We start from the raw sequence: 13418 nt of genomic DNA on the forward strand, positions 1-13418 counted from the left end.
ATGCCGTAGCACTGTGCTCACTGCTCGGCGGAGGCCGCTGGCTGCTCAGCCTCTGAGCAGGTGCCCCGGCCCGGGCCCACTAAAGTGGGGGCATGACCACGCACCCCGCGCCCACCGCCCTCTGGCCCGCCCCCGTCGCGAGCGGAGCCGTCGACGCGACCGTAGCGGTGCCGGGGTCGAAGTCCGTCACCAACCGCGCCCTCGTCCTGGCCGCGCTCGCCGCCGAGCCGGGCTGGCTGCGCCGTCCGCTGCGCTCGCGCGACACCCTGCTGATGGCGGGCGCACTGCGCGAGATGGGCGTGGGGATCGAGGAGGGCGTGGGCCCGGACGGTTCGGGCGAGGCGTGGCGCGTCATCCCGTCGGGCCTGCAGGGCCCGGCCACGGTGGACGTGGGCAACGCGGGCACGGTCATGCGCTTCCTGCCGCCGGTCGCGGCGCTCGCCGACGGCCCGATCCGGTTCGACGGCGACCCCCGCTCGTACGAGCGTCCGCTGCACGGCGTGATCGACGCGCTGCGCACGCTCGGCGCCCGCATCGACGACGACAACCGCGGCGCGCTGCCGCTGACGGTGCACGGCGGCGGGGCGCTCGACGGCGGCCCGGTGGAGATCGACGCGTCGTCGTCGTCCCAGTTCGTGTCCGCGCTGCTGCTGTCGGCGCCGCGCTTCAACCAGGGCGTGGAGGTCCGCCACACGGGCTCGACGCTCCCCTCGATGCCGCACATCCGGATGACGGTGGACATGCTGCGGGCGGTCGGCGCGCAGGTCGACACCCCGGAGTCGGGCGGCGAGCCGAACGTCTGGCGGGTCACGCCCGGCGCCCTGCTCGGCCGGGACATCGTCATCGAGCCCGACCTGTCGAACGCGCAGCCGTTCCTCGCGGCGGCCCTGGTCACGGGCGGCCGGGTGACGATCCCCGACTGGCCGGCGCACACCACGCAGCCCGGCGACGCGCTGCGCGAGATCTTCACGCGGATGGGCGGTTCCTGCGAACTGACCGAGCAGGGGTTGACGTTCACCGGCTCGGGCACGATCCACGGCATCGACGTGGACCTGGGCGAGGTCGGCGAGCTGACCCCGGGCATCGCGGCGGTGGCGGCCCTGGCCGACGGCCCCTCCACGCTCAGCGGCGTCGCACACCTGCGCCTGCACGAGACGGACCGCCTGGCCGCGCTCACCAAGGAGATCAACGAGTTGGGCGGTGACGTCACCGAGACGGCGGACGGCCTGCACATCCGCCCGCGCCGCCTGCACGGCGGGATCTTCCACACGTACGACGACCACCGCATGGCAACGGCGGGCGCGATCATCGGCCTGGCCGTGGACGGCGTGCAGATCGAGAACGTGGCGACGACGGCGAAGACGCTGCCGGACTTCCCCGACATGTGGACCGGGATGCTCGGGACGCCCGAGGCATCCGGGACGCCCGGAACATCCGGGACGTCCGAGGCGGACCGGCCGTAGGGACCGCGGAGCGATGCGCCGCTACGGCAAGCACACCGACGAGGACGACATCCGCCAGCGCCCCAACCGCAAGGGGAACAGGCCGCGGACGAACATCAGGCCGAAGCACGAGGACGCGGCGGAGGGCATGGTCCTCACCGTCGACCGGGGCCGCCTCACCGTTCTGATCGACGACCGCCCGGTCCACGCGATGAAGGCCCGCGAGCTGGGCCGCAAGGCGGCGGTCGTCGGCGACCAGGTGGCCGTCGTCGGCGATCTGTCCGGCAAGAAGGACACCCTCGCGCGCATCGTCCGCATCGAGCCGCGCTCGTCGGTCCTGCGCCGTACGGCGGACGACGACGACCCGTACGAGCGGGTGGTCGTCGCCAACGCCGACCAGCTCGCCATCGTCACGGCCCTCGCCGACCCCGAACCGCGCCCGCGCATGATCGACCGCTGCCTCGTCGCGGCGTTCGACGGCGGCCTCACCCCGCTCCTCGTCCTCACCAAGTCGGACCTGGCGTCGCCGGACAAGCTCCTGGAGCTGTACGGGGACCTCGACATCCCCTACGTGGTGACCAGCCGCGAGGAGCTGGAGGACGGTACGGCGGTGGCGCGGGTGCGCGAGCAGCTCGACGGCAAGGTCACCGCGTTCGTCGGCCACTCGGGCGTCGGCAAGACGACGCTGGTGAACGCCCTGGTGGCGCAGGACCAGCGCCGTACGACGGGCCATGTCAACGCGGTCACGGGGCGCGGCCGGCACACCACCACGTCGGCGCGGGCGCTGCCGTTGCCGGGTGAGGCGGGCTGGGTGGTCGACACCCCGGGCGTACGCTCGTTCGGCCTGCACCACGTGGACCCTTCGCGGGTGATCCACGCCTTCCCCGATCTGGAGCCGGGCACGGAGAACTGCCCGCGCGCGTGCAGCCACGACGAGCCGGACTGCGCCCTGGACGCCTGGGTGGCGGAGGGCCACGCGGACCCGGCGCGCCTGTACTCGCTGCGCCGTCTGCTCGCCACGCGCGAGCGGCGCGAGGGCGACTGACCTCTGTCTTGTTTGCTGCCCCCGGGCATGGGTGAAGGCATAATCACACCAAGCCGGACGCAAGATCGAAACCGTACGTTTCTCAGTCGGAGTCAGCGGGATCCTCGGAACCTTCGGGATCTTGGGGATCCTCGGGATCAGCGGAGCACGGGAGGCACATCACATGGCGTGGCTGCTGGTCATCGTCGCGGGGTTCCTGGAGACGGGGTTCGCCGTCTGTCTGAAGCTCTCGCACGGCTTCACCAGGCTGTGGCCGACGATCGCCTTCGCCTCGTTCGCGCTCGGCTCCTTCGGCCTGCTCACGCTCTCCCTGAAGAAGCTCGACGTGGGTCCGGCGTACGCGGTGTGGACGGGCATCGGCGCGGCGGGCACCGCGATCTACGGAATGATCTTCCTGGGCGACGTGGTCTCCACGCTCAAGATCGTCTCGATCAGCCTGGTGATCGCCGGCGTGATCGGCCTGCAGCTGTCGGGGTCGGCGCAGTAGCGCGCGCTCCGGTTCAGGCGTGCGCCCGCCCTTGCCGGATCGTCTCGCGCACGAGGCGCGCCACGCCCCCCTCCCCCGGCGGGACCATGACGCACGACAAGGCGAGCCGCACCGCCAGTTCGCAGTCGCGCGCGAGCGCCTCGCTCTCCGTCTTGGCGCCGCCCGCCGAGCCCAGCGCGGCGAGCGTCCGGTCCCGTACGAGGGCGAGGAGGTCGGCGGGGGCGGGCAGTGGTCCGTCCGCGCGGCGCTGCGCGGGCACGGCCGAGGAGGACGGCACCGCGGACAGGGTCGGCGAGGGCAGCCGCTCGCTCCAGCAGCCGGTGAGCGCGGCGCGGACCAGCGGATTGCGCCGGGCGCTGGCCACGGTCCACTCGGCGACCGTGTCGAGGCCGCCCTCCTTCAGGGCCCGGTCGACGCCCGCGAGGTAGGCGTCGGCCTCGCGCCGCACGAGGGCGCGGGCGAGCCCCTCCTTGGAGCCGAACTCGTTGTAGAGGGTCTGCCGGGAGACCCCGGCGACCGCCGCCACGTCCACCATGCGCACCCCGGACCAGGGGCGCCGCGCGAGCGCCGTGTACGCCGCGTCCAGTAGGGATTCCCGCGCTGCAGGCATCGTCGCCTCCCCGGGCCGCCGTCATCAGAACGGCTTGTTCCGCCAGAGTTGACGGGCCCGACTGCCCTGTCAATAGCGCGTACGCGGACCCGTACGCGCCCTTGTGCACGCCCCTGCCGCGCCCCACGCGCGCGGAGGCCGTGTGGCTCTCGGGCGACCACGATCGATACTGTGCAGTCATGCCCGACTACCACGATGATCTGCGCCTCGCCCACGTCCTCGCGGACGCCGCCGACGCCGCGACGATGGACCGGTTCAAGGCCCTCGACCTGAAGGTGGAGACCAAGCCGGACATGACGCCGGTCAGCGAGGCCGATAAGTCCGCCGAGGAGCTGATCCGGGGTCACCTCAAGCGCGGCAGGCCGCGGGACGCGATCCTCGGCGAGGAGTACGGCGTCGAGGGCACCGGGCCGCGCCGCTGGGTCATCGACCCGATCGACGGCACCAAGAATTACGTACGCGGTGTCCCCGTATGGGCGACGCTCATCTCGCTGATGGAGGCGGGCGAGGGCGGCTATCAGCCGGTCGTCGGCGTGGTCTCCGCGCCCGCGCTCGGCCGGCGCTGGTGGGCGGCGAAGGGCGCGGGCGCGTTCACCGGCCGCAGCCTGACGTCCGCGACCCGGCTGCAGGTGTCCAAGGTGGGCCGGATGGCCGACGCCTCCTTCGCGTACTCCTCGCTGACGGGCTGGGAGGAGCAGGGCCGCCTGCCCGGCTTCCTGGACCTGACCCGGACGGTGTGGCGCACGCGCGGCTACGGCGACTTCTGGCCCTACATGATGGTGGCCGAGGGCTCGGTCGACCTCTGCGCGGAGCCGGAGCTGTCGCTGTGGGACATGGCGGCGCCCGCGATCGTGGTGACCGAGGCGGGCGGCTCGTTCACCGGCCTCGACGGGCGCCCGGGCCCGCACAGCGGCAACGCGGCGGCGTCGAACGGGCTGTTGCACGACGAGATGCTGAGCTACCTCACCGGGCACTGAGCCGACCGGCGTCCGCAGCCGTGCGGGCGCCCCTCAACTCACCTCGCGCGCCCTCTTGTTGACGCTCCCTTTGCCTGTAACTCTGAGAGTCCCCCCACTTGTGAACTTGTGAATCGTTTCCCGTACCCGGCCGTGACCGGGGCGGAGCGGGTCCACAGGTGCCTCCCAAGGAAGGTGGCTCCATCCATGCTCGTCCGCGACGCCATGAGCACGATGGTCCTCACCATCGGCCCCAACCACACCCTGCGCCAGGCGGCCCGGCTGATGTCGGCGCGCCGCGTCGGCGCGGCCGTCGTCCTCGACCCCGACGGCTCCGGCATCGGCATCCTGACCGAGCGCGACGTCCTCAACTCACTGGCCCTGAACCAGGACCCGGACCGCGAGACGGCCGGCACCCACACCACCACCGACGTCGTCTTCGCCACCCCGGTATGGACCCTGGAGCAGGCGGCGGACGCGATGACCCACGGCGGCTTCCGCCACCTCATCGTGCTCGACGGCGGCGAGCCCGTCGGCATCGTCTCGGTCCGCGACATCACGCGGTGCTGGACCCCGGCGAGGCGCAAGGCGCCGACGCTGGCCGTCTAGCGCGAGAAGGGCCGGCTCCCCTCGGGGAACCGGCCCTTCTTCACGCCTTGTTCACGGGTCGGGTCAGACCAGGTCGAACCGGTCCAGGTCCATGACCTTGCTCCACGCCGCGACGAAGTCCCGCGCGAACTTCTCCTTCGCGTCGTCGCTCGCGTAGACCTCGGCCACCGCGCGCAGCTCGGAGTTGGAGCCGAAGACCAGGTCGGCACGGGTGCCGGTCCACTTGACGGCGCCGCTCGCGTCACGGCCCTCGAACTCGTCCTGCGCCGCGGACGTCGACTTCCACGTCGTGCCCATGTCGAGCAGGTTGACGTAGTAGTCGTTGCTCAGGGTGCCCGGACGCTCGGTGAGCACGCCGTGCTTCGACTTGCCTGTGTTGGCGCCGAGGACGCGCAGGCCGCCGACGAGGACGGTCATCTCGGGCGTGCTCAGCGTCAGCAGGTTCGCCTTGTCGAGCAGCAGGTACTCGGCCGGGAGGCGGTTGCCCTTGCCGACGTAGTTCCGGAAGCCGTCGGCGGCCGGCTCGAGCGCGGCGAACGACTCGACGTCCGTCTGCTCCTGCGTGGCGTCCACGCGCCCCGGCGAGAAGGGCACCTCGATGTCGTACCCGCCGTCCTTGGCCGCCTTCTCGACAGCCGCGGAGCCCGCGAGCACGACGAGGTCGGCGAGGGAGACCTGACGGCCGCCCTTGGCGTTGAAGGACTCCCGGACGCCTTCGAGCGTACGGAGGACCTGCGCCAGGTCGTCGGGGTTGTTGACCTCCCAGTTGCGCTGCGGCTCCAGGCGGATGCGGCCACCGTTGGCGCCGCCGCGCTTGTCGCTGCCGCGGAAGGAGGAGGCGGACGCCCAGGCGGCCGAGACCAGCTGCGCGACCGTCAGGTCCGAGGCGAGCACCTGCTCCTTGAGGGCGGCGATGTCCGCGGCGTCGATGACCTCACCGGTGCGCGCGGGCAGCGGGTCCTGCCAGAGCAGCTCCTCGGCGGGGACCTCGGGGCCGAGGTAGCGGACGACCGGGCCCATGTCGCGGTGCGTCAGCTTGAACCAGGCGCGGGCGAAGGCGTCCGCGAACTCCTCGGGGTTCTCGTGGAAGCGGCGCGAGATCGGCTCGTAGATCGGGTCGAAGCGCAGCGACAGGTCGGTCGTCAGCATCGTCGGGAGCTGCTTCTTCGACGGGTCGTGCGCGTCGGGGATGGTCGCCTCGGCGTCCTTCGCGACCCACTGGTTGGCACCGGCGGGGCTCTGGGTCAGCTCCCACTCGTAGCCGAAGAGGTTGTCGAAGAACCCGTTGCCCCACTGGGTCGGGGTGCTGGTCCAGGTCACCTCGAGGCCACTGGTGATGGCGTCGGCGCCCTTGCCGGTGCCGTGGCTGTTGGCCCAGCCGAGGCCCTGCGCCTCGATCGGCGCGGCCTCGGGGTCGGGGCCGACGGCGTCCGCCGGACCGTTGCCGTGCGTCTTGCCGAAGGTGTGGCCACCGGCGATGAGGGCGACGGTCTCCTCGTCGTTCATCGCCATGCGGCGGAACGTCTCCCGGATGTCACGCGCCGCGGCGATCGGGTCCGGGTTGCCGTTGGGGCCCTCCGGGTTCACGTAGATGAGGCCCATCTGCACGGCGCCGAGCGGGTTCTCCAGCTCGCGGTCGCCGGTGTAGCGCTCGTCGCCGAGCCAGGTGGTCTCGGGGCCCCAGTAGACGTCCTCCTCGGACTCCCACACGTCGGGGCGGCCGCCGGCGAAGCCGAAGGTCTTGAGGCCCATCGTCTCCAGGGCCACGTTGCCGGTGAGGATCAGCAGGTCGGCCCAGGAGATGGACTGGCCGTACTTCTGCTTGACCGGCCACAGCAGACGGCGTGCCTTGTCGAGGTTGCCGTTGTCGGGCCAGCTGTTGAGCGGCGCGAACCGCTGCTGACCGGCACCGGCGCCACCGCGGCCGTCACTGATCCGGTACGTGCCGGCGCTGTGCCAGGCCATCCGGATCATGAGCGGGCCGTAGTTGCCGAAGTCCGCGGGCCACCAGTCCTGCGAGGTGGTCAGTGCCTCGGCGATGTCGCGCTTGACCGCCTGGAGGTCGAGGGCGTTGAACGCCGCCGCGTAGTCGAAGTCCGCGCCGAGCGGGTTGGCCACCGCCGGGTTCTTGGCGAGGATCTTCAGATTGAGGCGCTCGGGCCACCACTGCGTGTTGCCGCCGCCCTGGGTCGGGTGCTTGGCGCGGCCGTGCGCGACCGGGCAGCCACCCGTCTCCTCCGTTTTCGCGTCCGTGACGATTGCTTCATGGTTCTCGGTCATGCGAACCCTTCCGGGGAGTGTCCTGTCGCTTGGCCTCAGCCAAGAGAGATCCTAGTATGGACACTGTCTAAGTCAAGGAAAGCTCCAAAGTCACATTCGATCGGGATCTTGTCCCCTTGCTGTTAGGCTGGTTGTCATGAGTGACCTCCTGGAACGACTGCGCGAGCGCGGCTGGCGCATGACCGCGCAGCGACGTGTCGTGGCCGAGGTCCTCGAAGGAGAGCACGTCCATCTGACCGCGGACGAGGTCCATGCCCGCGCGGTCGCGAAGCTCCCCGAGATCTCCCGGGCCACGGTCTACAACACGCTGGGCGAGATGGTGTCCCTCGGTGAGGTCATCGAGGTGGCCACCGACAAGCGGGCGAAGCGGTACGACCCGAACGCGCACCGTCCGCACCAGCACCTGGTCTGCGCCCAGTGCGGCCAGATCCGTGACGTCCACCCGACGGGCAATCCCCTGACGGCCCTGCCCGACTCGGAGCGCTTCGGCTTCACGATCTCGGACGTCGAGGTCACATACCGGGGCGTCTGCCCGAACTGCGCGTCGTAGCCGTCGCCGCACGCGACAAGGCCCGCATCTGCTGATGCGGGCCTTTTCTTCGTAGCCGCGGAGGCGGAAACGGCTCAGGGCCGGAATCCTTGGATTCCAGCCCTGAGACCTTGAGTAGCGGGGACAGGATTTGAACCTGCGACCTCTGGGTTATGAGCCCAGCGAGCTACCGAGCTGCTCCACCCCGCGCCGTTGAATGCAACTCTACGGGACGCCCCCGACCAGCGCAAATCCATTCCGCGCCGGCCTACGAGGGCTACGCCGACAGCTCCTGCCGCAACGCGTCCCGCAGCCGCCCGGCCCGCTCGGCGACCTCCGCAGGGCCCAGCTCCACCGCCCGGGACGCCCACTTCTGCCCCTCCACGAGATCGCCGCGGCGCGCGCGCAGCAGGGCGAGCCGGAGCGCGGCCCGGCCGTGCCCCGCGTCGGCGGCCCGCGTCCACCACAGCGCGGCCTCCGGCTCGCTGCCCTCGCGGGCGAGGAGCAGGCCGAGGTTGAACGCGCCGTTGCGCGAGCCCGCCTCCGCGGCCTGCCGGTACCAGCGGGCCGCCTCGACCACGTCGCCGCGCACGGCGGCGAGCATCCCTACGCGGACCTGCGCGCGCCGGTGCCCGTGCTCGGCGGCCCGCTCGTACCACTCCTCGCACTCGCTCTTCTCGGTGACCGGCTCACCCAGCTCGTGCCGGGGCGCGGGCGGACGGCGCACGTCGAGCAGCTGGGCGAGCCGGTAGGCGGCCTCGGGGCTGCCGCCGCCCGCGGCGCACCGCAGGTGCCGCTCGGCGCTCGGCTCGTCGCCCTCGCGCAGGCGGGCGATGCCGGCCTGCAGCGCGGCCTCGGTGTGCCCACCTGCGGCAGCGCGCTCGTACCAGCGCAGCGCCTGCTGGGCGGCGTCCGGCTCGTCGCGGCCCGCGTAGAGGATGCCGAGGTTGAAGGCGGCGTCGACGCTGCCCGCCTCGGCCGCCTTGGAGAACCAGGGCTCGGCGCCGACCGCGTCCCCGTTCTGCAGGAGCAGCACGGCCAGCGCGTTGGCGGCCTCGCGGTGGCCCGCGTAGGCGGCGCGGCGGTACCAGCTCTCGGCCTGGGCGGTGCGCTTCTGCTCGGCGCAGAGCAGGCCGAGGTTGTACGCGCCGTTGTTGTCGCCCGCGTCCATGGCGGCCCGGTACCAGCGCTCGGCGGTCTGCGTCTCGCCGCGCTCGGCGTGCAGCGCGCCAAGGGCGTTGGCCGCATTGCCGTCGCCGTCCTGGGCGGCGCGCAGCCACCACACGGCGGCGCTCTCCTCGTCCCCGGCGTCACGCAGCAGGAAGGCGAGGGCGCACGCGGCGCGCGGCTCGCCGTCCTTGGCGGACGTCAGGTACCAGCGGCCGGCCTCCTTCAGCTCGCCGCGCTTCTCCAGGATCGAGCCGAGGTGGAGCGCGGCGCGGCGGTGCCCTTTGGCGGCGGCCTGCCGGTACCACTGCTCGGCCTCGGCGGCGGGCTGCTTGTTCTCGTCGGTGACCAGCACATCCTCGGGGCCGAGGCGGGCGGCCTGCCGGTCGAGGGCGCGGGCGAGCCGGTACGCGGCCTCGCGGTGCCCGCGCTGGGCGGCGACCCGCATCCAGCGCTCGGCGCCGACGTCGCTGCGGTGCTCCAGGAGGTCGGCGAGGGCGTACGCGCCGAGCGTGTGGCCCTGCTCGGCGGACTGGCGCAGCCAGTACTCGGCGCCGGGCTCGTCGCCGCGCTCGCGGAAGTGGCGGCCGAGCGCGTGCGCGGCGGCGGCCGAACCGGCGACGGCGGCGACGCGCCACCATCCGGCGGCCTCGTCCGGGTAGCCGCGCTGGTGCAGCAGGACGCCCAGGTTGTTGGCGGCGGCGCGGTCGCCCTCGCCCGTGGCGCCGCGCAGCAGGGGTTCGGCTCCGTCGAGATCACCGCGGCGCAGCAGCATGGCGCCGAGGACACTCATCGCCTCGACGTCGCCGGCCTCGGCGGCCAGCCGCTGGCGTGCTTCTTCCGCCGCCTCGCCGGGTTCGTCCCGGTCGGAAGGCTGCACAAACCGCCCTGTATCCAACAGAGTTGCCTTGTCCCCCATAACGTCCATCGTCGCACCACCCGCAACCCGGGTACACCTGGTATACCGCAGCCATTGAGGTCACTTCAGCGTTTTGTCGACATGCCCACAGGGCGACAAGTGAAACACAATTCCCCGAACTGTCCCCGGGCGGAGCAGTGTTCGTATCGTCTTGATACAGAGTCCGCACATGCCGGTGGCTCGTGACGCCCGGGGCCCCGACGCACCGAAGGCCCGGAAGCTGATGCTTCCGAGCCTTCGATCATCAGTAGCGGGGACAGGATTTGAACCTGCGACCTCTGGGTTATGAGCCCAGCGAGCTACCGAGCTGCTCCACCCCGCGCCGTTGTGTACAAACCGTACCACGGCGCGGGGGCGGCAACGGAATCAGCCGCTGTCACCGGTCTTCCCGGTGTCCTTGTCGCTGTCTGCCTTGTCGCTGTCTGCCTTGTCGCTGTCTGCCTTGTCGCTGTCTGCCTTGTCGCTGTCTGCCTTGTCGCCCGCCTTGGAGTCGTCGGCCTTGGCGTCCTTGTCGGCCTGCGTCTGTGCCTTGTCGGCGCGCTGCAGGGCCTCCTGGAGCTTGTCCTGGGCCTCGCCGTACGCGGCCCAGTCGTTTTCCTTGAGCGCCTTCTGGCCGTCCTCGAAGGCCTTCTCGGCGTCGGCCAGTGCTTCCTTGACGGTGGAGTTCGCCGGTGGCTTCGTCGTGTCCCCACCAGGTTTCTCCGGCTCGGCCGGTTGCGCCCCGTCGACTTCGAAGGCCTGGTTGAGCGCCTCCGGCAGGGAGTCGGCGAAGCCCATCCGGTCGCCGTAGGAGACCGCGACCTTGCGCATCAGCGGGTACTCGGCGTTACGCCCTTGTGCGTAGATCGGCTCGACATAGAGGAAGCCCTTGTCGAGCGGGACTGTCAGCAGATTGCCGTACAGGACCGTCGAGTCGGCGCCCTTCATGTCGCGCACCCAGTTCGCCACGGGGTTCGAGGAGTTGAGCTTGTTCTGCACCTGCTCGGGTCCGTAGACCTTGTCCTCGGTGACTCTCAGGAGCCTTATGGTCCCGTAGTCCTTGCTCGTGGCGTCGGCGTCGACGGCCATAAAGGCCCGCAGGTTCGGCCGCCCGCTGGGCGTGAACGTCGTCGTCAGCGAGAACTGCTGGCTGGTCTGGCCCGGCATCTTCATGGACAGGTAGTACGGCGGGACCGCGCTGTTGTCCTTCTTCGTCGGGTCGTTCGGGACCTGCCAGGCGTCGGACGCGTTGTAGAACTGCGCCGGGTTCGTCACGTGGTACAGGCTGAGCAGCTCGCGCTGGACCTTGAACATGTCCTGCGGGTAGCGCAGGTGCTCCTTCAGGTCCGCCGGGATGGCGCTCTTCGCCTCGACCGTGCCGGGGAACGCCTTCTTCCACGTCTTCAGGACCGGGTCGTCGTCGTCCCACGTGTAGAGCTTGACCTCACCCGTGTACGCGTCGACGGTCGCCTTCACCGAGTTGCGGATGTAGTTGACCTGGTTCTGCTGGGCCACCACCGCGCGCTGGTTGTCCCCCTCGTTGAGGGAGTCGGCGGTCGTGTCGCCCAGCGTCGTCCGGGACGCGTACGGATAGCCGTTCGACGTCGTGTAGGCGTCGACGATCCACTTGATCTTCCCGTCGACGACGGTCGGATAGGCGTCGCCGTCGATGGTCAGCCACGGCGCGACGGCCTCGACGCGCTCCTTGGGCGTGCGGTTGTACAGGATGCGCGACCCGTCGCCGATGGCGCCCGAGTAGAGGATCTGCGGCTCGCTGAAGGCCACCGCGTACGCGGCGCGGTTGACCGGGTTCGAGAGGTTGACGCCGCTCTTGCCCGTGTAGCTCGTGGTCTTCTGCGTGCCGTCGTCCTGCTCGTAGTCCAGCTCCTTCTGCGGCCCGCCGACGATCGAGTACTGCGTCGTCTTCTCGCCGTAGTAGATGCGCTGGTTGTAGTCGCCCAGGTCACCGGTGGTCGGCAGACCCGACTCGGTGAACTGGGGGGCGCCCTGGGCCGTCGAGGTGCCCTTCGCCGTCACGGCGCCGTAGCCGTGCGTGTAGACGAAGTGGTCGTTGATCCAGTTGCGCTTGTCGAGCTTGCCGAGGTTCAGCTCGCGCAGGCCGACGACCGTGTCCACGCCGTTGTACCGGTCCACGTCCAGGGTGGTCGGGAACTGGTAGTACTTCCGCTGCTGTTCGAGCTGCTGGAAGGTGGGCGACACGATGTTCGGGTCGTTCAGGCGGTAGCTGGCGGCCGAGTCGGAGTCGGTGCGCTGCTGCTTGCTGTCGTCCCCGCTCTTGCCGCTGTAGTCGACGGGGTCCGCCTTGTCGATCCCGTACGCCTTGCGGGTCGCATCGATGTTCTTCTCGATGTACGGGGCTTCCTTGGACTGCTCGTTCGGCTGGACCTGGAACTTCTGGACGATGGCCGGGTACAGGCCGCCGATCAGGATCGCCGAGAGCACCATCAGGCCGAAGCCGATGACCGGGAGCTGCCAGGTACGGCGCCACAAGGTCGCGAAGAACAGCACCGCGCAGATGACGGCGATGCAGAACAGGATCGTCTTCGCCGGCAGATAGGCGTTCGCGTCGACGTACCGCAGACCCGTCCAGTTGTCCGTCGCCTTGAAGTCACTGGACTTCACGGTGAGCCCGTACCGGTCGAGCCAGTACGCGACGGCCTTCAGGGCCACGAACACACCGAGCAGGACGGAGAGATGCCCCGTCGCGGCCGCGGTGGCGCGCGCGCCCGGGCTGGTGACACGGAGCCCGCCGTACAGGTAGTGCGTCAGCGCGGCGGCGACCAGGCCGATGACGGTGGCCGCGAAGCCGAAGCCGAGCAGGAAGCGGTACCAGGGCAGGTCGAACGCGTAGAAGGCCACGTCCAGGTGGAACTGGGGGTCCTTCTGGTGGAACGGCACCCCGTTCACGAACATCAGCCAGGTGCGCCACTGGCCCGCGGCGGAGGCGCCCGCGATCAGGCCCACCAGGGCCGTGATGCCGAGCAGCAGCCACTTCTTGAAGGGCGCGATGCCCATGCGGTACCGGTCGAGGCTCTGCTGCTCCATCGACATGGCGCTCAGCGGCGGGCGCAGCCGGTGCGCCAGCCAGATGTTCACGCCGACGGCCAGCGCCATGAGCAGACCGAAGACGAAGAAGAGTCCGATCTTCGTCCACAGCGTCGTCGTGAAGACGGACGAGTAGTTGACCGATCGGTACCAGAGCCAGTCCGTCCAGAATCCGGCGAACATGACGAAGGCCATGCCGAGCACGGCCAGGACGCCCAGCGTCAGCAGCAGCGTCCGGGCCCGCCGCGACGGGCGGCCCACTCTGATCCGCGGCCCCGTCGGGCCTCCGCCGCGGTCCGGCATCTGGAAAGCCAAGGTGCGCACCTCGA

At 70.8% G+C, this 13418-nt stretch carries 10 protein-coding genes and 2 tRNA genes; 6 read left to right on the plus strand and 6 right to left on the minus strand.

The window, feature by feature from the left end; translation table 11 throughout:
- The first annotated feature begins 92 nt into the window (after positions 1 to 92).
- The 3 genes from aroA to N5I75_RS02555 all read left to right on the plus strand — a co-directional run bounded on the left by aroA (position 93) and on the right by N5I75_RS02555 (position 2974).
- A complete protein-coding gene (gene aroA / locus N5I75_RS02545) occupies positions 93 to 1463 on the plus strand; it encodes a 3-phosphoshikimate 1-carboxyvinyltransferase (protein ID WP_476673752.1) in 1371 nt (456 codons plus the stop codon).
- Between the two features lie 13 nt (positions 1464 to 1476).
- On the plus strand, positions 1477 to 2487 hold the full coding sequence (gene rsgA / locus N5I75_RS02550) for a ribosome small subunit-dependent GTPase A (RefSeq protein ID WP_476673754.1): 1011 nt from the start codon (positions 1477 to 1479) through the stop codon (positions 2485 to 2487).
- A gap of 163 nt (positions 2488 to 2650) precedes the next feature.
- Positions 2651 to 2974 (plus strand): DMT family transporter, encoded by a 324-nt coding sequence (locus N5I75_RS02555; protein ID WP_398198764.1) that lies wholly within the window; start codon positions 2651 to 2653, stop codon positions 2972 to 2974.
- A 13-nt stretch (positions 2975 to 2987) separates the two neighbouring features.
- On the opposite strand, the gene N5I75_RS02560 is transcribed toward N5I75_RS02555, so the two are convergent.
- Positions 2988 to 3584: a TetR/AcrR family transcriptional regulator gene (locus N5I75_RS02560; RefSeq protein ID WP_476673756.1), complete on the minus strand. Its 597-nt coding sequence runs from the start codon at positions 3582 to 3584 to the stop codon at positions 2988 to 2990.
- 179 nt (positions 3585 to 3763) lie between these two features.
- On the opposite strand from N5I75_RS02560, the gene hisN reads away from it, so the two are divergent.
- On the plus strand, positions 3764 to 4561 hold the full coding sequence (gene hisN, locus N5I75_RS02565; RefSeq protein WP_476673758.1) for a histidinol-phosphatase: 798 nt from the start codon (positions 3764 to 3766) through the stop codon (positions 4559 to 4561).
- A 186-nt stretch (positions 4562 to 4747) separates the two neighbouring features.
- Positions 4748 to 5149, plus strand: coding sequence for a CBS domain-containing protein (locus tag N5I75_RS02570; protein WP_476673759.1), 402 nt, complete (start codon positions 4748 to 4750; stop codon positions 5147 to 5149).
- 63 nt (positions 5150 to 5212) lie between these two features.
- On the opposite strand, the gene katG is transcribed toward N5I75_RS02570, so the two are convergent.
- A complete protein-coding gene (gene katG, locus N5I75_RS02575; protein WP_476673761.1) occupies positions 5213 to 7429 on the minus strand; it encodes a catalase/peroxidase HPI in 2217 nt (738 codons plus the stop codon).
- A gap of 136 nt (positions 7430 to 7565) precedes the next feature.
- On the opposite strand from katG, the gene N5I75_RS02580 reads away from it, so the two are divergent.
- On the plus strand, positions 7566 to 7979 hold the full coding sequence (locus tag N5I75_RS02580) for a Fur family transcriptional regulator (protein ID WP_476673763.1): 414 nt from the start codon (positions 7566 to 7568) through the stop codon (positions 7977 to 7979).
- A gap of 115 nt (positions 7980 to 8094) precedes the next feature.
- Here N5I75_RS02580 and N5I75_RS02585 read toward each other — a convergent pair.
- From N5I75_RS02585 to N5I75_RS02600, 4 genes are all read right to left on the minus strand, one after another.
- Positions 8095 to 8168: transfer RNA gene (locus N5I75_RS02585), tRNA-Met, on the minus strand.
- A 67-nt stretch (positions 8169 to 8235) separates the two neighbouring features.
- Positions 8236 to 10053: a tetratricopeptide repeat protein gene (locus tag N5I75_RS02590; RefSeq protein WP_476673765.1), complete on the minus strand. Its 1818-nt coding sequence runs from the start codon at positions 10051 to 10053 to the stop codon at positions 8236 to 8238.
- A 239-nt stretch (positions 10054 to 10292) separates the two neighbouring features.
- Positions 10293 to 10366 (minus strand) — tRNA-Met (locus tag N5I75_RS02595).
- Between the two features lie 44 nt (positions 10367 to 10410).
- The gene (locus N5I75_RS02600) at positions 10411 to 13392 is read right to left on the minus strand and encodes a UPF0182 family membrane protein (RefSeq protein WP_476673875.1); all 2982 of its coding nucleotides are present in this window, start codon (positions 13390 to 13392) and stop codon (positions 10411 to 10413) included.
- Positions 13393 to 13418: the final 26 nt, after the last annotated feature.

This window comes from Streptomyces sp. R818 (genome assembly GCF_056172735.1).

Bases quoted from the DNA above. Each gene is read 5' to 3' on its own strand.
- aroA (WP_476673752.1), top strand. From the start codon at position 93: ATGACCACGCACCCCGCGCCCACCGCCCTCTGGCCCGCCCCCGTCGCG.
- rsgA (WP_476673754.1), top strand. From the start codon at position 1,477: ATGCGCCGCTACGGCAAGCACACCGACGAGGACGACATCCGCCAGCGC.
- N5I75_RS02555 (WP_398198764.1), top strand. From the start codon at position 2,651: ATGGCGTGGCTGCTGGTCATCGTCGCGGGGTTCCTGGAGACGGGGTTC.
- N5I75_RS02560 (WP_476673756.1), bottom strand. From the start codon at position 3,584: ATGCCTGCAGCGCGGGAATCCCTACTGGACGCGGCGTACACGGCGCTC.
- hisN (WP_476673758.1), top strand. From the start codon at position 3,764: ATGCCCGACTACCACGATGATCTGCGCCTCGCCCACGTCCTCGCGGAC.
- N5I75_RS02570 (WP_476673759.1), top strand. From the start codon at position 4,748: ATGCTCGTCCGCGACGCCATGAGCACGATGGTCCTCACCATCGGCCCC.
- katG (WP_476673761.1), bottom strand. From the start codon at position 7,429: ATGACCGAGAACCATGAAGCAATCGTCACGGACGCGAAAACGGAGGAG.
- N5I75_RS02580 (WP_476673763.1), top strand. From the start codon at position 7,566: ATGAGTGACCTCCTGGAACGACTGCGCGAGCGCGGCTGGCGCATGACC.
- N5I75_RS02590 (WP_476673765.1), bottom strand. From the start codon at position 10,053: ATGGACGTTATGGGGGACAAGGCAACTCTGTTGGATACAGGGCGGTTT.
- N5I75_RS02600 (WP_476673875.1), bottom strand. From the start codon at position 13,392: ATGCCGGACCGCGGCGGAGGCCCGACGGGGCCGCGGATCAGAGTGGGC.